The sequence below is a fragment of the Pseudoalteromonas ruthenica genome (genome assembly GCF_008808095.1).
GTDB lineage: Bacteria > Pseudomonadota > Gammaproteobacteria > Enterobacterales > Alteromonadaceae > Pseudoalteromonas > Pseudoalteromonas ruthenica.
This window is the reverse complement of sequence record NZ_CP023396.1, coordinates 2,510,329-2,531,250: the sequence shown is the minus strand read 5'-3', so window position 1 is coordinate 2,531,250 and position 20,922 is coordinate 2,510,329. Positions and strand designations below refer to the sequence as shown.

Annotated in this window: 21 protein-coding genes; 9 read left to right on the top strand and 12 right to left on the bottom strand. The window is 47.7% G+C overall.

Features of this window, described 5'->3' with window-relative positions:
- Positions 1–38: 38 nt before the first annotated feature.
- Complete coding sequence (locus PRUTH_RS11775) at positions 39–1,232, bottom strand: dipeptidase (RefSeq protein WP_022945922.1); 1,194 nt, start codon at positions 1,230–1,232, stop codon at positions 39–41.
- 224 nt (positions 1,233–1,456) lie between these two features.
- On the opposite strand from PRUTH_RS11775, the gene PRUTH_RS11770 reads away from it, so the two are divergent.
- Positions 1,457–1,849, top strand: a complete 393-nt coding sequence (locus tag PRUTH_RS11770) for a hypothetical protein (RefSeq protein WP_130147969.1) — start codon at positions 1,457–1,459, stop codon at positions 1,847–1,849.
- 540 nt (positions 1,850–2,389) lie between these two features.
- On the opposite strand, the gene PRUTH_RS11765 is transcribed toward PRUTH_RS11770, so the two are convergent.
- The 5 genes from PRUTH_RS11765 to PRUTH_RS11750 all read right to left on the bottom strand — a co-directional run bounded on the left by PRUTH_RS11765 (position 2,390) and on the right by PRUTH_RS11750 (position 6,394).
- Positions 2,390–2,653 (bottom strand): YheU family protein, encoded by a 264-nt coding sequence (locus PRUTH_RS11765; protein WP_045979527.1) that lies wholly within the window; start codon positions 2,651–2,653, stop codon positions 2,390–2,392.
- Positions 2,650–3,624 (bottom strand): hydrolase, encoded by a 975-nt coding sequence (locus PRUTH_RS11760; RefSeq protein ID WP_026111259.1) that lies wholly within the window; start codon positions 3,622–3,624, stop codon positions 2,650–2,652. The genes PRUTH_RS11765 and PRUTH_RS11760 overlap by 4 nt, the downstream gene beginning before the upstream one ends.
- Positions 3,625–3,788: 164 nt before the next feature.
- Positions 3,789–3,935 carry a hypothetical protein gene (locus PRUTH_RS19140; RefSeq protein WP_165381132.1) on the bottom strand — a complete coding sequence of 49 codons (147 nt, stop codon included), beginning with the start codon at positions 3,933–3,935 and terminating at the stop codon, positions 3,789–3,791.
- An 85-nt stretch (positions 3,936–4,020) separates the two neighbouring features.
- Positions 4,021–4,494, bottom strand: coding sequence for a TIGR02444 family protein (locus tag PRUTH_RS11755; protein WP_170268939.1), 474 nt, complete (start codon positions 4,492–4,494; stop codon positions 4,021–4,023).
- On the bottom strand, positions 4,481–6,394 hold the full coding sequence (locus tag PRUTH_RS11750; RefSeq protein WP_151173337.1) for an ATP-binding cassette domain-containing protein: 1,914 nt from the start codon (positions 6,392–6,394) through the stop codon (positions 4,481–4,483). The genes PRUTH_RS11755 and PRUTH_RS11750 overlap by 14 nt, the downstream gene beginning before the upstream one ends.
- 133 nt (positions 6,395–6,527) lie before the next feature.
- On the opposite strand from PRUTH_RS11750, the gene PRUTH_RS11745 reads away from it, so the two are divergent.
- Entirely contained in the window at positions 6,528–6,728 is a 201-nt protein-coding gene (locus PRUTH_RS11745; RefSeq protein WP_022945930.1) for a YheV family putative zinc ribbon protein, read from the top strand.
- Here the strand turns inward: PRUTH_RS11745 and PRUTH_RS11740 are convergent, their stop codons facing one another.
- Positions 6,729–6,941, bottom strand: coding sequence for a SlyX family protein (locus PRUTH_RS11740; protein ID WP_022945931.1), 213 nt, complete (start codon positions 6,939–6,941; stop codon positions 6,729–6,731).
- Positions 6,938–7,924 (bottom strand): WD40 repeat domain-containing protein, encoded by a 987-nt coding sequence (locus PRUTH_RS11735; protein WP_151173336.1) that lies wholly within the window; start codon positions 7,922–7,924, stop codon positions 6,938–6,940. The genes PRUTH_RS11740 and PRUTH_RS11735 overlap by 4 nt, the downstream gene beginning before the upstream one ends.
- Before the next feature lie 208 nt (positions 7,925–8,132).
- Here PRUTH_RS11735 and fkpA point away from each other — a divergent pair, with 208 nt between their 5' ends.
- Positions 8,133–8,888 carry an FKBP-type peptidyl-prolyl cis-trans isomerase gene (fkpA, locus tag PRUTH_RS11730; RefSeq protein WP_022945933.1) on the top strand — a complete coding sequence of 252 codons (756 nt, stop codon included), beginning with the start codon at positions 8,133–8,135 and terminating at the stop codon, positions 8,886–8,888.
- Between the two features lie 92 nt (positions 8,889–8,980).
- Here fkpA and rsd read toward each other — a convergent pair whose 3' ends face one another.
- Positions 8,981–9,448, bottom strand: coding sequence for a sigma D regulator (gene rsd / locus PRUTH_RS11725; RefSeq protein WP_151173335.1), 468 nt, complete (start codon positions 9,446–9,448; stop codon positions 8,981–8,983).
- A 465-nt stretch (positions 9,449–9,913) separates the two neighbouring features.
- Here rsd and hemE point away from each other — a divergent pair, with 465 nt between their 5' ends.
- Entirely contained in the window at positions 9,914–10,978 is a 1,065-nt protein-coding gene (gene hemE / locus PRUTH_RS11720) for a uroporphyrinogen decarboxylase (RefSeq protein WP_022945935.1), read from the top strand.
- A 73-nt stretch (positions 10,979–11,051) separates the two neighbouring features.
- On the opposite strand, the gene PRUTH_RS11715 is transcribed toward hemE, so the two are convergent.
- The 3 genes from PRUTH_RS11715 to PRUTH_RS11705 all read right to left on the bottom strand — a co-directional run bounded on the left by PRUTH_RS11715 (position 11,052) and on the right by PRUTH_RS11705 (position 15,143).
- Positions 11,052–12,431: an energy transducer TonB gene (locus PRUTH_RS11715; RefSeq protein ID WP_151173334.1), complete on the bottom strand. Its 1,380-nt coding sequence runs from the start codon at positions 12,429–12,431 to the stop codon at positions 11,052–11,054.
- Between the two features lie 124 nt (positions 12,432–12,555).
- A complete protein-coding gene (gene sthA, locus PRUTH_RS11710) occupies positions 12,556–13,995 on the bottom strand; it encodes a Si-specific NAD(P)(+) transhydrogenase (protein ID WP_022945937.1) in 1,440 nt (479 codons plus the stop codon).
- Between the two features lie 17 nt (positions 13,996–14,012).
- A complete protein-coding gene (locus PRUTH_RS11705; protein WP_022945938.1) occupies positions 14,013–15,143 on the bottom strand; it encodes an acyl-CoA desaturase in 1,131 nt (376 codons plus the stop codon).
- A 111-nt stretch (positions 15,144–15,254) separates the two neighbouring features.
- Here PRUTH_RS11705 and fabR point away from each other — a divergent pair, with 111 nt between their 5' ends.
- The 5 genes from fabR (at position 15,255) to leuD (ending at position 20,898) form a co-directional block, all read left to right on the top strand.
- Positions 15,255–15,869, top strand: coding sequence for an HTH-type transcriptional repressor FabR (gene fabR, locus PRUTH_RS11700; RefSeq protein ID WP_151173333.1), 615 nt, complete (start codon positions 15,255–15,257; stop codon positions 15,867–15,869).
- 385 nt (positions 15,870–16,254) lie between these two features.
- On the top strand, positions 16,255–17,805 hold the full coding sequence (gene leuA, locus PRUTH_RS11695; RefSeq protein WP_151173332.1) for a 2-isopropylmalate synthase: 1,551 nt from the start codon (positions 16,255–16,257) through the stop codon (positions 17,803–17,805).
- Positions 17,802–18,878: a 3-isopropylmalate dehydrogenase gene (leuB, locus tag PRUTH_RS11690; RefSeq protein ID WP_022945941.1), complete on the top strand. Its 1,077-nt coding sequence runs from the start codon at positions 17,802–17,804 to the stop codon at positions 18,876–18,878. The genes leuA and leuB overlap by 4 nt, the downstream gene beginning before the upstream one ends.
- Before the next feature lie 20 nt (positions 18,879–18,898).
- Positions 18,899–20,302 (top strand): 3-isopropylmalate dehydratase large subunit, encoded by a 1,404-nt coding sequence (gene leuC / locus PRUTH_RS11685; RefSeq protein ID WP_130147987.1) that lies wholly within the window; start codon positions 18,899–18,901, stop codon positions 20,300–20,302.
- Positions 20,299–20,898: a 3-isopropylmalate dehydratase small subunit gene (leuD, locus tag PRUTH_RS11680; RefSeq protein WP_138510414.1), complete on the top strand. Its 600-nt coding sequence runs from the start codon at positions 20,299–20,301 to the stop codon at positions 20,896–20,898. The genes leuC and leuD overlap by 4 nt, the downstream gene beginning before the upstream one ends.
- Positions 20,899–20,922 lie beyond the last annotated feature (24 nt).

Genomic DNA, 20,922 nt, shown 5'->3' with positions numbered 1-20,922 from the left:
TTCGGTAAAAAAGCCCGGTATGAACCGGGCTTTATGAGTTAATGGGCTTTGGCGTAGCTTTCGGCTTGGCGCCATACTCGCAGTAGATTCTCGCCTAAAATCTTTTTAATGTCGGCGTCGCTGTAGCCACGATCTAATAGCCCTTGTACTAGGTTCGGGTAAGTCGACACGTCTTTTAAGCCCACCGGCAGTGAATCGCCAACACCGTCGTAATCAGAGCCAATACCGACGTGTTCGATGCCAATAAGCTCCACTACATGATCAATGTGATCCAGCACTTGCTCTAAACTGGCATAAGGGAAAGGGTTCTTTTTACGGAATGCGGCTTTAAAGTCGGTGGTGTCCTTACCAGACTGCTTGGCTTGCTGCTGCGCTTCATCACGGCGGTCGTACCAAGTGTTGGCTTGGTTAGTCACAAAGCTAGAGCCAAAGTTTATTTGGATCACTCCGCCATTTTTCTTCAGCGCGAGTAGCATGTCATCGTCCATATTGCGCTCAAAGCCGGGCGTGTACTTACGCAGCGATGAGTGCGAGGCAATAACGGGTACGTTGGAAATATCCATGACCTGATAAAATGCATCGTCGGAAATATGCGAAACATCAATAAGCATGCCGACGTTATTCATTTCCTGTACTAACTCTTTACCAAATGGGCTTAAACCCTTCCATTTGCGGCGAATGTCGTAACTTGAGTCAGAAATATGGTTACTTTGCGAGTGCGCAAGAGTGATATAACGCACACCACGCTCATAGAAGTGGTGCAGATTTTTCAGCTCGCCCTCAATGGGTGAGCCATTTTCCATCCCCATTGCCAGCGACATAACGCCATTTTTAAACTGCTGCTCAACATCGGCCACTGAATCAGCAATGGCAAATTTGTCTGGGGCACGGTATGCGAGCGCCTCCATCATATCAATAAGTTGGTTTGCTAACTCGTAGCTTTTCCCCTTACCTTCGAACTCTAAGTGGGCGGGGATGTAAATAGACATAAACGGCGCGTTAAGGCCGCCTTCGATAGCACGCGGGTAATCAAAGTCACCGCGTTCGGTCGCTTTACTGACATCATCCCATTTATTGTGAATGCGATAGGGTACATCGATATGGGTATCGATAAGAATATTGTCTTTTGCCAGTTGAATTGCTTTTTCTGATGCCTGGTAGTCATCCTGTGCTGCAACACTTGTGCTGCCTAGTGCGATTGCTAGCGCTGCGCCTAGGGTGGAAAGTTTCATATCTGCCGCTCTTTATTGTTATCGTAGTGAGTGAACCATTGTCGCTAGAATTAGCCGGTAACTCAAGTGCAGCGCGGTGGTTGCCAACCGAACAGCCGTGCATATAATGTAGACAGCAAGGAAGTTCGTTTTAGCAAGGAGTACGCAATGCCACCTGAAAATGCCATCTTATATAACAGTTCAACCGGTACCGCGAAGCAAACTTATCCTGTTGAGAACATATAATGAAAAAGGCGATAATTGCGTTTATCTCGCTTCTTCCCCTGAGTTCTTTGGCGCAAAAAGAGCTAGCATCGGATCATTTCCTCGATATGTTTGAACAACAGTTTCCGGAGATGTTTTGTCAGCCCGAGCAATTTGCCCGTGTTTGTTTCACTTATAATTTCAATCAATGTGTGCAGCATACTCAAAACCACCTTTCCGAGTGCATGGCGTCTATTGCTCCGCAGGTGCCAAATGCAATTACATCGCGTGCACAAGCGACTGAATGGGGTGGCAAAATAGGGCGGTGTACAGGTAGTCGGTTTGGTCGCAGGCAGTTGATGGATGCTAGTATCACTACACAATGTTTAAACGTCGCTAGCGAGGCTTTTATCCAAGAGTTTATGAATAACTGAGCGCTTTTTATTTAGCCGATGCGGATCAGCGAGCCTTTGGAAAGTGCTTAAGCGACATGTATGAGAGGTAAATAGTGTTACACCATATAGAGATGTATATTAGCCTTGCTTGTATAGTGCTATATATCTTCGCTGTGTTGCCGCTCCACTGGCTGATAAAGGGTAAGAGAATGCGAGAAATGGAAGACATTCTTGGTGATGGGCAGCGCATGTACTCGCTGAACTTTATCTTAGCGGGTTTAGGTGGTTTACACTTTGGAGGTTTTTACTGTTTAAGGTGGACCGCTAGGCGGTATGGCGTTGAAGATAAATTAGCTCAAGTATCAACAACCACTCGGCGTTTATTTATAGCTTATTTTATACTCTTCATGTTGGCATCTATCCCTTTTTTATATATTGCGACAATTCACTACATAAGGGATACGTAAACATATACGAGTCTTGTCAGGACTGGCCCATTCCATACTCGAGTTTTGTAAAGCGTTGCTGGATTCGCGGACGTCAGGGCCTTATTGAGTTTGTATGCTCTGGGGCGATGAGTTAAAACTCATCGCGATCGATTTGGTAATCCCCTTCTTCGGCCTGCATTTGCTTAAACTGCTGTGCACTCATAATGTTCACTTCTTCATGAAGCTCAGAGTACACAATCAGTGCTTCGCCGTTTTTCAGTTGTGTCAAAACCTGCTCAATTTTAGTTTGGTTGCCCACTTCGGTTTCACCATAGTCGGTTCCTTCACGCAGGATGAACTGCTCTATAAGGTTGGTAAGTGCTTCTTTACTTAGTTCTTGATAGGGAATAATCATGATTGTCCTAGGTGTTTGGCAAAAAACTCAGGGACGGCTTTCTCGAGCCAAAACTCCACCCCAAATAGGCCTTTATTGCTAATAAAGCCAACATGCCCTCCGCGCTTGGATACGCGTAAGTCGACGGCATGTGACACATCCTCAGGGCGTGGCACGGCTTCGGGTGCCAGCATCGGGTCATCCTCTGCATGGATAATTAGTGTGGGGGTGGCTATGCGTTTTAAATAGGGCTTGGCACTGCTCTTTAGGTAATAGTCCTCAGCATCGGTAAAGCCATGCAGTGGCGCCGTCACTTGATTATCAAAATCCCATAGGTCATTAATATTGCGTAACTGTTGTTCATTGAGTGCCAGCGTGTCTTGCAGCTGGGGAAGTTTACGCGCCATGGACTTTTTCATTCTACCGAGTAGGTAGTGCTGATAAATCTTTCCTAGACTCTTACGAATCACCTGACATGAACTGGATAAGTCATGGGGAGCGCTGACCACTGCCGCAGCGCTGAGACCACTTTTTTCACCTTGCTCACCCAGGTATTTGGCCAGTACATTTCCCCCTAACGAAAAGCCCACGGCCGCTAAGGGGCGTTGGCCAAAGCGCTGCTGCAAAGTGCGAATTAAAAATCCCAGATCCTCGGTTTCACCACTATGATAAGCGCGAGGTTGGCGGTTCACTTCGCCAGAGCAATTACGAAAATGCATTAATACGGCATCAAGTCCTGATTGCTGCAATGCCTTCATCATGCCTTTAGCATAAAAACTATCTATATTGCCTTCCAAGCCATGCAAAATAATCACCAACGGCTTATCGGGTTGTGCGGGCTGTGCCCAAGCAAGATCGAGGAAGTCATCGTCTTCGGTGGTGATCACTTCGCGGTGATAAGCCACTTTAAAGCCGGGACGAAAATAGCGCGGTAAGATAGTTTGTAAGTGACGGCCTGGCATCCACCAAGCAGGAGTAAAATGTGTGCTCACAACATGTTAACCAAGAATATCCAGAGCCTAATAGTATCAAACTTTCACTGCTGGCTATAGACACAAAAATAAAGCCCCCGCTAATACCGAGATTAGAGGAGGCTTTGTGCGTCGTGCTTAATTTGGTTGGTTATCACCTCGCACAGCGAGGAGGTGATTGGTTGTTACTGTCCTTCAGGAACCTCAGCGTCCATTACTTTCTTGATAAAAAAGCCCACATAAAACAAGCAAAGTAGGATCACTACAGTGAGGAAGCCGAACGACAAAAACAATACTGGGTCTGAGAAAAAGTCGCGAAAAAATACTTGCATGGTGGCGTCTCCTGTTCCTTTGATGTGTTAAGTGTAGGGGACGCCAGGGGGATGAGATATGACCTAGATCAATATCGCGTTGGCCTTAAGCAGGGCTTTGGTGTAGAGCTTGATCCAGATCAGCTTTTAATGGCAATAACGCATTAGGTAAATACAATGCGAGGTTAAAAGCCTGGGGATTATGGCGCAGAGTTAAGGTGTTGCAGGCGCTCACAAGTTGATGCTGCTGCAGCTTTTCCATGGCCAGCTCTAAGTCCAGTATCTGTGTGCGAATATTATTGTAGTTCACAACACTGCTTTGGTTGCGTTTGAGGTAACCGCGAATATCACGCAGTGGTTGCAGTGCATGCTCATTAAAATCGCCAATGCTGGCTATCAAGGAGTCTAACTGCTCTGCTTGAAGTGCCACATGTTGATAATCTAGGTAAGCCAAAAATAAACACAGATTGACGTTCAGACCATAATCATTTTGCCAATTAAGCAAGGTTTTTTGTACTTGCTCATTGTCATACACACTTAGGCTGAATTGCCAAAAATCGGCGGCATCAATTGCTTTCATAAAAGGCCTGCTCCTGTTGCTCAAGTTCATCCATATGCTCGAGCAGTTGTTCTTCGGCAGCCTCCTGCTGCTGAGCATAATCGCTCTGCTGAGCCAATAATTGTTTTAGTCTCTCTTTATGCTGCTCCTCGTAAACACTATTGTCGCTGAGCTGACTTTCAATATCGGCCAGCTTGGGCGCGAGTGTATCGAGCTGTTTTTCCAGCTTGTCGATGGCTTTTTTTAGCGGTTGCACATGTTTGCGAAACTCTGCTTCTTTGCGCTTTTGCTCTTTTCTGTTGGCGCTGGAGTTGGCTTTATCGGGCTCAACCTGAGTCTGCTTTTGCTCTTGGTTAGCCTTCGTTAGCCACTGGTAGTAAGCATCTAAGTCATAGCCAAACTGGCGAACTTCGCCACTATCAACCAAGTAAAACTCATCGGCGGTATTTTTCAGTAGGTGGCGATCGTGGGACACGGTGACCATGGCGCCGTCAAAGCTTTGTAGCGCCATCACGAGGGCATGGCGCATCTCTAAGTCAAGGTGGTTAGTGGGCTCATCCAGCAGCAGTAAGTTGGGCTTTTGATACACTAACATGGCCAATACCAAACGTGCTTTTTCACCGCCTGAAAACGGCGCTACAGGGTCTAAGGCTTTATCGCCGATAAAGGCAAAGCCACCCAAAAAGTCGCGTAGCGATTGCTCGCTGGCCTGCGGGTTTAGGCGCTGTAAATGAGTTACCGGGCTTGCTTGTAAATCAAGCGCTTCAAGCTGGTGCTGAGCAAAGTAACCCACTTTGAGGCCTTGGTGGAAAAATACATCACCCGCTTGCGGGGCCAACTCTTGGGCTAGTAGCTTAATTAATGTCGATTTACCTGCGCCATTGCGCCCGAGTAGGGCAATGCGGCTGCCCGGGACTAGGTTTAGCTTAATACTGTGTAAAATGGTGGTGTCACCATAGCCGGCCTGGGCGCCATCGAGGGCAATCAAGGGGTTGGGCAGGGCATCCGGCTCTGCGAAGCTAAAATCAAACGGCGAGTCGACATGCGCAGGCGCCAGTTTTTCCATGCGCTCCAGGGCTTTCACGCGGCTTTGCGCCTGTTTGGCCTTGCTGGCTTTCGCTTTAAAGCGGGTAATAAACTTTTCCAAGTGAGCAATTTGCTCTTGTTGCTTGTCGAATTGCGCTTGTTGTTGCGCTAAACGCTCGGCTTTTTGTCGCTCAAATTGAGAGTAGTTACCTTTATAAGCATTAATTTGCTGCTGATCGATATGCCAAATTTCACCGACTACTGCATCTAAGAACTCCCTGTCGTGAGAAATCAGAACCAAGGTCCCGGCATAGCTGCGTAAAAATCGTTCGAGCCAATATACAGCGTCTAAGTCTAGGTGGTTAGTAGGTTCATCCAGCAACAATAAATCGGCATCACGGATCAACGCTTGCGCCAAATTCAAGCGCATACGCCAACCACCAGAGAAGTCACTGACCGCATAGTCTATTTGGGTATTGGAAAAGCCGAGGCCATGCAGCAATTCGCCAGCTTTGGCCTCAGTACTATAGCCCTTCATCAGCTCAAGCTGTTGGTGCACTTGAGCTTGTGTCTCGCCATCGCCTTGTTGCTCTGCTTGTTTAAGCTGACAACGCAACGCGTAGTAATCCGGATTACCTTGTAGCACGTATTCCAAGGCAGTGATCGCCAATGCAGGCGTTTCCTGCTTTACCGAGGCTATAGACCACTCTTTTGGCACCTTAGCGTTGCCTGCATCGAGTTGTAGCTCACCTTTGAGTAGGGCAAACAGGCTTGATTTACCGCACCCGTTGCTGCCCACTAGGCCCACTTTATGCTGCGGGAACAAGGTGGCATTGGCATTTTTTAACAAGCATTTAGGGCCGCGTAAAAGCTCGATATCGGTAATCTGAATCATAGTTACTGCACGCTGATTAGTAATGTGCGAATGATAACACGGCCAGCACACTCAAGCGGGAAAGTTTTTGTGATACACTAGCGGCAGTTGCTGCACCAAGCCACACGCGGCGATGGCCAAAGAGGTAATGATAATGAAACAGAAAAAGCGCTTTATCGCAGGGGCTAGCTGCCCTGAATGTCAGCAAATGGACACCATGATGCTATATAAAGAGCACGATGTAGAAAAAGTGCAGTGCGTGCAATGTGGCCATATTATGACCCAGCCCGAAAACGCCGTGCAGGCGTCCACGCGTCAGTTTGAACAAGTGATTGGCGTTTTCAAGCCGGAATAATTAATAATGCGGCGGCGGTGGCTCAAGTTCTTGCGTGCCACCGGAGTTACTTTGCACTTCTCTTAGCTTCTCACCCAGCAATTCCATTTGTCGGCGCATTTTAGCGAGTTGCTGCTGGTGGGCCTTGATTTCATCATTGAGCACATCAATCGTTTCGTCTTGAAACGCTACCTTGGCTTCAAGGTTCTCTATACGTGTTTCTAATTGGTTCATGGCATGCCCTTTATGTTGAAGTATTCACTCAAGCCGCTGGAGCTCTCCGTGAGTAATTGATTGTTGTTGGTAAAGGCGACGGCAAACACCACCGCAGATTTTGGCTGGCTATTTGCTCTAGCTGCCACTTGGTAGTCTAATACTCGCTTACCCGAGTGAGTATCCCATAGCGCAAGCTCGCGGCTAGGCGAACCTGTAGCCAGCCATTGACCATCATTGGAAAAGCGCACCGCGCTGAAAATCTTTTGTCGCGCAATATACTGCAATTGGCTATGTTGTGCACCTGTGCGCAAATCCCAAATACTCGCTTGGCGTTTGCTCCCAGCACTAAAAGCGAAGCGCCCTTGGGGGTCGAGTGCAACTTGGGTGACGCGACTAGCATGGTTAAAGCGATAGACCACTTGGCCACTTCGCGTATCCCACAGATAAGCTGCGTAGTCATTGGCACCGCTTAGCGCGTAGCGGCCGTTAGGTGATAAGGCGACGGCGTTAATTTTCTCTTGATGGCCTAAAAACTCAATGCGCCGCCCGGTTTGTAAATCTACATGCACAGCGACCCCATCAGCACGACCATAAAGCACATAACGGCCTTGATTTGCTATGGCGATGTCACGAATGTGAGACGCCTTAATGCTATAAAAGCCAAGGTTCTCACCGCTTTGTATATCCCACACTGCAAACTCTGTTTTAGTTGCCGTGACAGCGGTGCTATTGTCGTCGGCAATAGCTAATGCGATAACAAGATTCTGTTCATCTTCTTTAAGGTACCATTGAAATTTTAACGCATTGGCTTGATTGTCCCAGACTGCGACACCATGTTCTATGGTGGAGACCAAGCTGTATTGGCCATCGGCAGAAATGGCGGCATCAAAAGCCCCTGCGCTGGCATGTTGATACTGCTTTATGGCATCCGAATGTTGTGGCTGGCAAGCAATTAAGAGCGCTAAGCAGATAACAATGGAGAGTGAGCGAATTATTAACATAAATTTACCAGCGTCCCTTAACTCTGCTGTCGCAAGCAGTTAGACTAGAAGTCACAACTCTAGGTTGTTTTCCTAATTATTTCATTAAAGTAATTAGAAAAACAGCCTCATGCTGGAGTTGAAAGCCAGAGCTAGCTTTATGCTAACTCTAATCAAAATTTAGTTTTGTAACCTTAAAATGGCAACACCAAGTTGCTGGAGACTATGTATGAAAAAAACAATTAAGCTATCGCTCGTTGCAGCGTCTGTACTAGCACTTACGGCGTGTAATCAAGAAGCGGCTAAGCCAGAGGTAAAAGAAGTAAAACTAGAAACCGAAGCTCAGCAGCAATCTTATGGCATTGGTGCGTCTGTTGGTAACTTCTTAAACAAAGATTTAGCCGATAAAAAAGAACTGGGTATCGAGCTTGATCAAGAGCTTATGTTACGTGGTTTTAAAGATGCACTTGCTGGTGATGCAAAAATCGAAGAAGAAAAAATCCGTGAAGTACTGACTGCACTAGACGAGTCTGTTCGCGCTAAGCAACAAGAGCAGGCGAAAGCGGCAGCACAAGAAAACCTAGCAGAGGGCGAGAAGTACCTTGCTGAAAATGCTAAAAAAGAAGGCGTTGAAGTCACTGAGTCAGGCCTGCAGTACGAAGTACTTGAGCAAGGTGATGGTGAAAAGCCTGCTGAAACAGATACTGTAAAAGTACACTATAAAGGTACTTTACTTGATGGCACTGAGTTCGACAGCTCATACTCACGTAACGAACCGACTACCTTCCCACTTAATCGTGTGATCCCAGGTTGGACTGAAGGCCTACAACTTATGCCTGTGGGTGCGAAGTACAAATTTACTATTCCGTCAGAGCTTGCTTATGGCGAGCGTGACCTTGGCAAGATCCCAGCTAACTCTACTTTAGTATTTGAAGTTGAGTTGCTCGAGATTGTTAAGCCTAAAGAAGAAGCTGCAGCAGAATAAGTAGCTAGATAAAAAAAGAGAGCCTAGGCTCTCTTTTTTTGTGTCTGTAAAGCACTAAAAAAACGCCTCCTTTTTGCTGAGGCTTTATTTTTCTATGTATGATTGGTGTAGAGGTTGTGAATTAGTTCATCCTCTAATTCAAAGCGGGTGCTAAGTGCTTCCCCTAATGCTGACAAGTCATTGTCGAAGTTTTCCATCAGGTCATCACCTTTAACCTCGGCGTAGCTGTCGTTAAAGTCTAAAGCCACATCTGTAGTTGCAGAAATTTGTGGGTAAAGGGATTGAGCCAGCTCTAAGCTCTCTGGTCCACGACTTTCACATTGCTTAACGATGTCATCATAGATTTCAAAGTGTCCGGCAGATAAGTAATCCATTAACAACTGACAAAATTGCTGGATAGTCGCCGGCTCGGGCAATGCTTTATCATGCTTCGCGTTGTGCGAATTGCCCGCCATATTGCAGTGCTGCACAAGCAGCTCCTGGCGCTCTGCTAACCATTTATCAATAACTGTGTGGCTGCCGCCCCATTTCTGTTGTGCTTTTTCCAACCGCGATAACATCGTTGCTCTCCTAACCTGCGTTGGTCATACCCCTATAAAAAGGAAATCTGCGTCAAAGGTCAACCTATTTTTGCGAATTAATCGATCTATAAGTGTATGGAATCAGCATAAAACTTGGCTATACAAGGCGTATTGCGGGGGAAGGCGTTAGAAAAGAAAAAGCCACCGCAAGGGTGGCCGAATTTCTTTAGCAGTCTCGTTGACCGAGCTTCTTTTTATTTAATGTGTTTCTAGCTTTTTATTATTGTTCTCTAGCAACGGATATAGTTATACCAAGGTCGTATGTGTGTTGCAAGTTCTTTAACAGAAAAATTTACTTTTTTTTATCAAAAATCACTAAAAGCTGAACAGTGAATCTTTTTAAAAGCGCAAGATTTTGTTTGATTCAATGATCTAATTCATAGTGCCACAGTACGGTTGTGTTAGAATAATCGCAGTTTATTTTCAGTAAAAAAGAGTCACGCCATGAGCGAATTGAAAAATGATCGTTATCTTCGCGCCCTAGCAAAACAGCCAGTGGACCAAACTCCGGTCTGGATGATGCGTCAAGCTGGACGTTACCTCCCTGAGTATCGCGCTACACGAGCTCAAGCGGGTGACTTTATGAGCTTATGTAAGAACGCGGAACTGGCCTGTGAAGTGACTCTGCAACCACTGCGTCGGTACCCTTTAGATGCCGCCATACTCTTCAGTGATATTCTTACTATTCCTGACGCAATGGGTCTTGGGCTTTACTTCGAAACCGGAGAAGGGCCTAAGTTTGAGCGCCCATTAAGTAGCTATCAAGAAGTTGCCAATCTTGCTATTCCAGACCCTGAAGACGAGCTTGGCTATGTGATGAATGCAGTGCGTACTATTCGCCGAGAATTAAAAGGTGAGGTGCCACTGATAGGCTTTTCTGGCTCGCCTTGGACACTTGCTACTTACATGGTTGAAGGCGGTAGCAGCAAGACGTTCGGCAAAATTAAGAAAATGGCATTTGCTGAGCCTAAAACTTTACATTTGCTATTAGATAAGCTCGCAGACTCGGTTACTAGCTATTTGAATGCGCAAGTAAAGGCCGGTGCGCAATCACTCATGGTATTCGATTCTTGGGGTGGGGTGTTAAGCCCGCGTGATTACGAAGAGTTTTCTTTGCGTTACATGCAAAAGATCGTTGATGGTTTAATCAGGGAGCATGATGGTCGTAAAGTGCCTGTCACCTTGTTCACTAAAAATGGCGGCCAATGGATTGAAAAAATCGCGGCTACCGGTTGTGATGCAATCGGTTTGGATTGGACCATTGATATTGCCGATGCTAAGCGCCGAGTGGGAGACCAAGTCGCTCTGCAAGGAAATATGGACCCGTCTATGCTGCATGCTTCGCCTGAGCGCATCCGCTCAGAGGTTGAAACTATTCTTGCAGGCTTTGGCGAGGGCACAGGACATATCTTTAACCTGGGCCACGGTATTACTCCGGATGTTAACCCAGAGCACGCTGGTGCGTTTATTAATGCCGTAGGTGAGTTAAGCCGTAAATACCACAAGTAACGATTTACTAAGCAATAAAAAGCCCGCTTTCGCGGGCTTTTTTGTATTTGTAATGAAGAGGTTATATCAGGCGTTAATATATTAAGCTGGTGCCATTGGCCATCATGGATGCGCGGCCTTCCATCAGCTCTAAGTAGTTTTGTGTTGGCCAATTACGACGTTTAGCTTCGTCATAGGCTTGGCGCAGGTACTTTTCGCCCTGTTGCATGCGACCCAGCTCGCTATAAGCCACTCCCAGTACTGACAGTAACACTGGGTTGTCAGGCGCATCTGAGCGCGCTAGCTCGGCATATTTTACCGCTTCTTCGTAATTACGAATTGACTCTTTGTCTGCGAAAGCGAGCAACTTTGCGTATGCGATCATGGCTGGTAAATACTGGTTATGAGTTGCTTTTCTGAGGATATCTGCAGCTCTATCTAAGTCATAATGAATGGTTTCATAATCAAGTAGTTTAGTTGCTAGTTGATACTGTGCCCGCTCATTACCACTGTTACTTGCAAGCTCTAACCATGAAAAGGCTTTATCTTTATCGGCTTTACACGCGGTGCCGTACTCAAAACAGCGCACCATCCACAATTGCGCGTCATAGTTACCATTGCGGGCAGCACGGTAATACCAATCTAGATAGTGATCTTTTGACTGTTCAATCAGATCGCTCTCTAGCATCATGGCATAGCGAGCCTGAGCATAGTTATTACCATCTTCGGCCAGTGCTTTTAGCTTTTGTGCATACTCAGCTAACTGCGATTCATACTCGCGACGATGGCTCTTTTTAGAAGCTTCTAACTTGAAGGTGTGGGTTAGGTCATAAACGGCTTGCGGTTCACCACTGTAGTCGTTGGGCACCTTATATTGCCATTGGCTAATGGCCTCTAGGGCGGCGTCATCAATGACATCTTTAGGGAATGAAGCAATAACACGGTGGTTAACAACCTGGCCTTGTTGATTAGCGTCAAAGCCCACGGTAGCCCAAGCACTTTGTACTTCAGATAAGCTACTTCCATACTCCGGCTCAACTTTGCTTTTGACGGTGATATAGCGGGCATCATGTCCAGATTTATCTTTTACTGGAGCCAAGACGCGCTGGTGAACATCAAAACCAAAATCACGAGCGAGCGCTTTGTAGTGATCTTTGCCTTCTTTGCGCGAAGGGACCAAACGACGGATCTTACGATAGCGATCTTTGGCATCATCGTTGCCAAAGTCCAAAGCAATCATGTACCACGAGAATGCACTGTAAATATCTTCCTCGGTACCGAGCCCAAGTTCATACATACGTGCCAGCTCGTACATTGCCTTAGCGTGGCCTTGTTGTGCTAGCTGTTTAAATTCGTTAAACGCAGCAGTGTAATCTTCATTTTTGAGATCTTTTGTTGCACTGGAGTAGTCAGCGAAAGCGGTGAAGCTAGCAAGACCGAGCGCGGCACAAAGCCCTAATGCACGTATACCCATTCCCTCATTACCTGTCTTTTTTTTCTTATATGTTTAAGAGTTTACAATAATTTTACAGGCGAACAAGAGCTCTTATAGAAAAAATGGGCACAATGCCCATTTTTTCAGTTATATATGATGTGTATCAAACCAAACGGTTTAGCCCGTTAAGCGCTGCAACGCGGTAGGCCTCGGCCATCGTAGGATAGTTGAAGGTGGTGTTAACAAAGTATTCGACATTATTGCCACTGCCTTTTTGCTCCATAATAGCTTGGCCGATGTGGACAATCTCCGAGGCGCGTTCGCCGAAGCAATGCACACCCAGTACTTCTTTAGTCTCACTATGGAAAAGAATTTTTAAACTACCGACGTCGGTGCCAGCGATTTGCGCTCGAGCTAGGTGTTTAAATTGGGCGCGACCCACCTCATAAGGAATTTTTGCGGCGGTGAGTTGTTGCTCTGTTTTACCCACTGAACTCATCTCAGGAATGGTATAAATCCCGGCAGGAATATCAATAATCAGCTTTTCTTTGCACTCACCTTGAACAATGGCATCGGCACAAATACGGCCTTGATCAAAAGCTGCACTGGCTAGACTTGGGTAACCAATCACATCACCAACGGCATAAACATTATCGACTTCGGTTTGGTAGCTCTCGTTGACTTTCAGCTGACCACGACCGTCGGCTTTAAGACCAATGGCTTGCAAGTTTAGGGTATCGGTATTACCGGTACGGCCGTTGGCAAATAATAAGCAGTCGGCTTTAACGCGCTTGCCTGATTTCATATGCATGATAATGCCATCGTCTTTGGTTTCGACGTGGTCGAATTCCTCATTATGGCGAATGAAGATGCCACTGTTCCAAAAGTGATAACTTAAAGCGTCGGATATTTCATCATCCATAAAGGCCAGCAAACGGTCGCGAGTGTTGACCAAGTCTACCTTCATGCCCAAACCTTTAAAAATAGATGCGTACTCACAGCCAATCACGCCAGCACCGTAAATAAGGATGCGCTGAGGATCATCTTTGAGGCTTAAAATGGTGTCGCTGTCGAATACCCGAGGATGGTTAAAATCAATTTCTTTAGGGCGGTAAGGGCGTGAGCCCGTGGCGATTACAATAATAGGCGCGCTTAAGCGTTCAAACGAACCATCTTGATGCTGCACGTTCACTGTTGTTTTATCAACGAAACTGGCTTCTCCTTGAAACAAGTCAATGCGGTTACGCTCGTAAAAGCTGCTGCGTAAACTTGACTGTTTAGAGATCACTGAACTGGTATGATTCAAGATGTCGGCAAAGGTAATGCGCCCTGGGCGTTCGGTGATATTGAATAGCGGGTTTGCTTTGTACTCAATATAGCGGCTCACAGAGTGTCGCAACGCCTTTGAGGGGATGGTTCCCCAGTGCACACAGCCACCGCCTACGGCTTGCTGACGTTCAATGACAGCAACCTTCTTATTGCTTTTCGCAAGATTCATGGCGGTTCCTTCACCGCCAGGACCTGTGCCAATGATAATGGCATCGTACTGATACGATGCCTCTGCTTTAGGTTGCTGTTTTTTGCTTGCTGTTTGCTTTGCCACGGTGACTCCTTAGGGCATTAACAATGAGCCTTAAGCAAGCGGGCGTTGAGGGCTAACCAAGCTTGTTTTTGCGCTTGCCAGGCATCTTCTAATTCATGGTATTGCTTCATTAAAGCGGATTTTTCGCATTGTTGCAGCACCGAATCGCGCTTTGCTTCAAGTACTTGCTTTTGCACTTGGCAAAAATGCTGAAGTTTTTTCAACAGTACATCATACTCGCTTTGAAGCAAAACCAGTTTTTCCTGAGCACTTTCAATGGCTGCCAGTTTACCTTGGGTACGGCTCATTAAAGTTTGTGCTTTGGCGCGCTCAATACGCTCCACTGGAGTGCGCTTTAGCTTTTTCGCTAAGCCGACCCATGAGCAGGCGCGGATCAGCCACTTGGTCGGATCATAATGCCACCAACGAATGCCATTGCGATAGTCGCTGGCGAAAATATGGTGAAAATTATGATAGCCCTCACCATAAGTTAATAGCGCCAAGAAACCATTATCGCGGGCGGTGTTTTTTTCGGTGTATGGGCGTGAACCCCAAATATGCGCCAAAGAATTAATAAAAAACGTAAAGTGTTGTGATAGTACCAGGCGCAGTAAGCCTGCGAGTAACATCATGCCTAGCACGTTACCAAAGATCAGCCCTAATAGCAGCGGCAGGCCGAGGTTCATCGCCCAGACCAGCTTCATATAATGGCGGTGCTGCCACATCACTACTTTATTGCGCTGTAAGTCACGGGCGTTGTTGTAATTACTGTATTGTTCACCCTGATAATCTCTGAGCATCCAGCCAATATGGCTGTACCAGAATCCGCGCGTGGCGGCGTAGGGGTCTTTTACTGGATCGTCAACCTGGCCGTGGTGTACGCGGTGATCGCTACTCCAATGCAACGCACTGTTTTGCAGTGCGAAGGCCCCGCCGAGTGCGAAAATCACTTCGATAACAGGGTGTGCCTCATAGGCTTTGTGCGCCCATAATCGGTGATATCCAGCCGTGATCGACAGCCCGGCATAAAACATACAGGCAATAAAGGCAATCCAGTGCGCGCTTGTGTATCCGTAGGTGATTCCATACCAGGGAACTAACGTAATGGCGGCCAAAAATGACAGGCTAAAAAATAGCACATTGACCCACAAAATAGGTGGTTTTTTCATTCTATAACTATTCTATAAATAATCTCAGCGTACAACTGTACGCTAAAATAGAGGTTCAATCCTTTAGCGTCAAGTATTAGACTTAAGTTTTTAACTGCTTAGGTGGCAAAGATGGCCGGAGTTCGCGCCCAGCAAAAACTAAAAACTCGTCAAGCTCTGATAGAAGCAGCATTCAATCAGCTCAGTGCTGAACATAGCTTTTCCAATTTGAGTTTACGTGAAGTCGCGCGCGAGGCGGGGATTGCTCCCACTTCTTTCTACCGCCACTTTAAAGATATGAATGAGCTGGGCTTAACTATGGTTGATGAGGCAGGCCTGACTCTGCGTCAGCTAATGCGCCAAGCTCGGCGACGAATAGCCAGTGGTGGCAGCGTCATTTCCACATCGGTACTGACCTTTTTGGAGTTTATCGATAATCAACCGAATCAGTTTCGACTGCTATTGCGCGAGCGCTCAGGCACCTCAAAAGCGTTCCGTGCCGCCGTGGCCCGAGAAATTAAGCATTTTATCCTCGAATTAGCGCATTATTTGGAAAGCGAGACGCGCTGTGATGCCTCGCACGCCCATATGCAAGCCGAAGCCATGGTCACCATAGTGTTCACATCTGGCGCTGAAGCGCTCGACCCAGAAGGGCAGTCGCGTGAGGAGTTAATAGAACGGCTGATTTGGCAGCTGCGTTATATCTCTCATGGCGGCAACCACTATGCACAAAAAGCGAGCAAATAAACGCTTTTGGAAAATAAAATAACCTTGGCGCTATTTCTGTTTCTCGAGCGCCTTCTTTGTTCTCTTGATCTCTAATTTGTTATATTAATTCATTTTGGTTGTTTTTATTGGATTTATATTTCTTTATTTGCGGGTTTTAACCGGTATTGTTGAAATATTTATGCTTGCCCCGCTGTTCTCTTAGTGTTAAAAAATAGCCATCTTACTAACAGCGATGCTCAATTATGCGCACCAATCAATTCATTACATTGCTCCTAAACCTGCTACTCCTTGTGAGCTTTAGCGGGGCGTGATGTATTGATTGTTAGTAATACGAAACGAACACAACCCCGCCCTCCCGAGCGGGGTTTTTTATTTCCGGCGGTAATCTTTTAGAGGACTGAGTATGCAAGACAAGGTATGGATATTTGACACCACCCTTCGCGATGGTGAGCAAGCATTGAAAGCAAGTTTGACGGAAGACGACAAACTGCAACTGGCTCATGCAATCAGTCGTCTTAACGTGGATGTGATGGAAGTTGGTTTCCCGGTGTCCAGCCCTGCTGATTTCCGTGCTGTCCAGCGTATTGCTAATGAGGTGCAAGGGCCCATTATTTGTGGCTTAGCACGAGCAGTGAGCAAAGACATTGAAGCATGCGGGGAGGCGCTCAAGGGCGCGCAGCGGGCCCGCATACATACCTTCATCGCCACCAGTCCACTGCACCTGGAACATAAGCTACGCATGACGCTCGCCGAGGCCACCGACATGGCGGTGCAAGCAATTAGCCAAGCCCGCCAATACACCGATGACGTTGAGTTTTCCTGCGAAGATGCCGGGCGCACCCCCCATGATGATTTATGTTACGTCGTTGAGCGCGCCATTGCCGCTGGCGCCAGCACCATTAATCTGCCTGACACGGTCGGCTATGTTACTCCAGATGAATACGCGGCCATGATCCGTTATCTCAAAGTGCATGTCAGCAATATTGATCAAGCGCGCTTAAGTGTGCATTGCCATAATGATTTAGGCTTAGCGGTAGCCAACTCTATTGCCGCTGTGCAAGCGGGAGCACGACAAATCGAATGCACCATTAATGGCATTGGTGAGCGCGCTGGAAATTGCTCGTTAGAGGAAGTAGCGATGATCATGAAAATGCGCCAAGACCATCTGCAAGTGCACAGCGATATTCGCAGTGAGGAGATATATCGGGCGTCGCGCCAGGTCGCTAAGATCTGCAATATGCCAGTACAGCCGAACAAGGCCATTGTCGGCGAAAATGCTTTTGCCCACAGCTCAGGTATTCACCAAGACGGTGTACTCAAGGCGCAAAATACCTATGAAATCATGTCGCCAGAGAGTGTTGGAGTGCCCAATAATCAACTGAATATGACCTCACGCTCAGGCCGCCATGTTATTGAACATCGCTTGAGTGAACTAGGTTATCAAGGCGGTGACTACGATATGGATAGCTTATACGCCAGCTTTTTGGAGCTAGCCGATCAAAAAGGCACGGTATACGACTACGACCTTGAAGCCATTATTTATTTCAATCAAATCACCGATAAAGACGATTATTACCAGTTGCAGTTTGTTAATTCCGCGTCGAACTCACAATCAGTCGCCAGTTCGACCATCGGCTTGAGTATTGCCGGTGAACAGCGTCAAGAAGCGGCCACGGGTAACGGCCCGGTAGAAGCGTCTTTTGCTGCCATAGCCCGACTAACCGGCATGGCGGTGGAGGTGATTGAATACAACTTAGATGCCACCGGGCAAGGAGCTAGCTCTTTAGGCCAGGTTGACATTATTGCCCAATATCAGGGGCGTACCTATCACGGTGCGGGGCTTGCCGCCGACATCGTCGAAGCGTCGGTACGTGCCATGATCCGCGTTTACAACATTATTCATCGAGCACAGCAAGTGTCGAGCTTAAAGCAGCAACAAAGGAAAGCAGGATGAGTCAAAACAGTTACAGTATCGCCGTATTACCCGGCGATGGCATTGGTCCAGAAGTGATGGCCGCAGCAGAAATGGTATTAGCGGCCTGCAGTCGCGAATTTGGCTTTAGCCTTAACCTGCACCATCACGCCGTTGGCGGCGGCGCCATTGATGAGTTTGGTGTAGCGCTGCCGGAGCAAACGCTGGCGGCATGTGAAACCGCTGACGCGATACTGTTTGGCGCCGTAGGGGGACCAAAATGGGAAAACCTGCCCCCGGAGCAACAGCCGGAGCGGGCGTCATTATTGCCGCTACGCAAACACTTTGGGTTATTTTGTAATTTACGCCCGGCGCAATTATTGCCTGCACTGAGCACCTCCTCTCCGCTGCGCCAAGATATTAGCGCTCATGGTTTCGATATACTCTGTGTACGCGAGTTAACAGGGGGGATTTATTTCGGAGAGAAAGGACGCAGTGGTGAAGGGCAGCACGAAGCTGCGTTTGATACGCAAACCTATGCTCGTAGTGAAATTGAGCGCATCGCTCGGTTTGCTTTTGAAGCGGCGCGGCTGCGCCATAATCATGTTACCTCGGTAGATAAGGCCAATGTCTTGGCCACCAGTGTGTTGTGGCGAGAGGTAGTGAATGACGTAAGTAAAGACTACCCGGATGTCACGCTCGATCATATCTACATTGATAATGCCGCGATGCAGCTCGTGAAGCAGCCGAGCCAGTTTGACGTGCTGCTGTGTGACAACTTGTTTGGCGATATTTTGTCTGATGAGTGCGCCATGATCACCGGCTCTATGGGGTTGTTGCCCTCGGCTAGTCTTAATCAATCCGGCTTCGGTTTATATGAACCTGCCGGCGGCTCGGCACCAGATATTGCTGGTAAAGGGGTCGCTAATCCCATTGCGCAAATACTTAGTGCGGCATTGATGTTGCGCTACTCATTAGCGCAAGACGAGGCTGCACGGCGTATTGAGAAAGCCGTAGCCGAAGCCGTAGCTGCAGGGGTTGGCACGCCAGATATCTTTCCCGATGCAGGCTATACCACGCGCGATGTAGCGGCAGCCATCGTCGAGCGCATTTAACTAGTAAAAGGATGTAGCAAGTGGCATACACGTTATACGATAAAATTTGGCAGGCTCATTGCGTCGCCAGCCTAAATGAACAAACCGACTTACTGTACATAGACCGTCATCTTGTGCATGAGGTCACCTCACCCCAAGCCTTTGCCGGATTGCGCGAGAAAAATCGCACCGTACGTTGTCCAGAAAAAACCTTCGCAACCATGGATCACAACGTCTCGACCAAATCTCGCTCTTTGGATGCCGCAAGTACTGTCTCGCGTAACCAGTTACTGGCATTGCAGGCGAATTGTGATGAATTCGGCATTAGATTGTACGACCTCAACTCCATTAATCAGGGCATTGTGCATGTGATGGGTCCCGAGCAGGGGATCACGCTGCCCGGGACTACCATTGTCTGTGGTGATAGCCATACCTCCACGCATGGTGCGTTTGGGGCATTGGCTCACGGTATTGGTACGTCCGAGGTTGAGCACGTGCTTGCCACCCAGACATTGCAGCAAAAAAAGGCGAAGTCGTTAAAAATTCACGTTCATGGCAAGCTGCGAAGCACGGCAACAGCGAAAGACTTAATTATGGCTATAATCGGCCAGTTAGGAACGGCGGGTGGCACCGGTTATGTTGCCGAGTTCTGTGGCGAGGCAATTAGCGCTTTGTCGATGGAATCGCGTATGACGCTGTGCAATATGAGCATTGAAATGGGGGCCAAAGCAGGACTTATTGCCCCCGATGAAACCACCTATGAGTATATTAAAGGGCGGCCTTTTGCCCCGCAAGGTGAAGACTTTGACAAGGCCGTTGCCTATTGGCGCACATTGCACTCGGATGCTGACGCGCACTTCGATAAGATCATCGACATTGATGCTCAGCAGGTGCAGCCACAAGTCACCTGGGGTACCAGTCCAGAGCAAGTGCTGGGCGTGGATGAGGTTATTCCCGATCCGGATAAAGAAACGGATTTGATAAAGGCTGATGCTATTCGCAGTGCCTTAAAGTATATGGATTTGCGACCTGGGCAAAAGATCAGTGATATCTGTGTCGATACGGTGTTTATTGGCTCATGCACCAACAGCCGCATTGAGGACTTGCGCGCGGCCGCTGCGGTGGTCGCCGGTAAGCAGGTAGCCAAAGACATAGAAGCATTAATTGTGCCCGGCTCAGGACTGGTAAAACAGCAGGCTGAGGAAGAAGGCTTGGCGGATATTTTCAAAGCCGCAGGCTTTGAATGGCGAGAGCCTGGATGCTCCATGTGTTTAGCTATGAATGATGACCGACTCGCTCCGGGCAAGCGTTGTGCGTCGACCTCCAACCGCAATTTTGAAGGACGCCAAGGGCGGGGCGGGCGCACCCACTTGGTGAGTCCGGCGATGGCCGCTGCGGCCGCAATAACTGGGCGCTTTACTGATATTCAAGGAGAGGCACAATGAGCTGTTTTCATCAGGGGCTAGTGGCCCCGTTGGATAAGAATAATGTCGACACCGACCAGATTATCCCCAAGCAATTTTTAACCTCCACCAGTCGAGATGGGTTCGATAAAGCCCTGTTTTACGATTGGCGTTACCTTGGCGATGGCCAACCCGATCCAGAGTTTGTGCTTAATTACCCGCAATACCAAGGGGCTAGTATTCTTCTTAGCCGTGATAATTTTGGCTGTGGTTCGTCACGGGAGCACGCACCCTGGGCACTGAAGCAATATGGGTTTACGGTGATCATTGCCGAGAGCTTTGCTGATATCTTCTTTAATAACTGTGCTAATAACCAAATGTTGACTATCGCCTTGGCGAGCGCGCAGCTGGATGCCTTATTTGCACTGTGTGAGTCTGAGCAAGCACTGCATATTGAGGTGGACTTGGCGAATCAGCAGCTGCGCAGTTCACGCTTTGCACCGATTACTTTCTCGGTACGTGCAGACGTGAAAGAGCGGTTGCTAAGTGGCCTGGATTTTATCGGTGTGACTGAGCAATACAATGCTCAAATTGATGCCTTTGAACAGCAACTAAAGGCGCAGCGCCCCTGGCAGTGAGTGGCCGCTAGTACTTCAACGTAA

Coding starts and splice junctions, on each gene's coding strand:
- PRUTH_RS11775 (WP_022945922.1), bottom strand. CDS start 1,232: ATGAAACTTTCCACCCTAGGCGCAGCGCTAGCAATCGCACTAGGCAGC.
- PRUTH_RS11770 (WP_130147969.1), top strand. CDS start 1,457: ATGAAAAAGGCGATAATTGCGTTTATCTCGCTTCTTCCCCTGAGTTCT.
- PRUTH_RS11765 (WP_045979527.1), bottom strand. CDS start 2,653: ATGATTATTCCCTATCAAGAACTAAGTAAAGAAGCACTTACCAACCTT.
- PRUTH_RS19140 (WP_165381132.1), bottom strand. CDS start 3,935: ATGCAAGTATTTTTTCGCGACTTTTTCTCAGACCCAGTATTGTTTTTG.
- PRUTH_RS11755 (WP_170268939.1), bottom strand. CDS start 4,494: ATGAAAGCAATTGATGCCGCCGATTTTTGGCAATTCAGCCTAAGTGTG.
- PRUTH_RS11750 (WP_151173337.1), bottom strand. CDS start 6,394: ATGATTCAGATTACCGATATCGAGCTTTTACGCGGCCCTAAATGCTTG.
- PRUTH_RS11745 (WP_022945930.1), top strand. CDS start 6,528: ATGAAACAGAAAAAGCGCTTTATCGCAGGGGCTAGCTGCCCTGAATGT.
- PRUTH_RS11740 (WP_022945931.1), bottom strand. CDS start 6,941: ATGAACCAATTAGAAACACGTATAGAGAACCTTGAAGCCAAGGTAGCG.
- PRUTH_RS11735 (WP_151173336.1), bottom strand. CDS start 7,924: ATGTTAATAATTCGCTCACTCTCCATTGTTATCTGCTTAGCGCTCTTA.
- fkpA (WP_022945933.1), top strand. CDS start 8,133: ATGAAAAAAACAATTAAGCTATCGCTCGTTGCAGCGTCTGTACTAGCA.
- rsd (WP_151173335.1), bottom strand. CDS start 9,448: ATGTTATCGCGGTTGGAAAAAGCACAACAGAAATGGGGCGGCAGCCAC.
- hemE (WP_022945935.1), top strand. CDS start 9,914: ATGAGCGAATTGAAAAATGATCGTTATCTTCGCGCCCTAGCAAAACAG.
- PRUTH_RS11715 (WP_151173334.1), bottom strand. CDS start 12,431: ATGGGTATACGTGCATTAGGGCTTTGTGCCGCGCTCGGTCTTGCTAGC.
- PRUTH_RS11705 (WP_022945938.1), bottom strand. CDS start 15,143: ATGAAAAAACCACCTATTTTGTGGGTCAATGTGCTATTTTTTAGCCTG.
- fabR (WP_151173333.1), top strand. CDS start 15,255: ATGGCCGGAGTTCGCGCCCAGCAAAAACTAAAAACTCGTCAAGCTCTG.
- leuA (WP_151173332.1), top strand. CDS start 16,255: ATGCAAGACAAGGTATGGATATTTGACACCACCCTTCGCGATGGTGAG.
- leuB (WP_022945941.1), top strand. CDS start 17,802: ATGAGTCAAAACAGTTACAGTATCGCCGTATTACCCGGCGATGGCATT.
- leuD (WP_138510414.1), top strand. CDS start 20,299: ATGAGCTGTTTTCATCAGGGGCTAGTGGCCCCGTTGGATAAGAATAAT.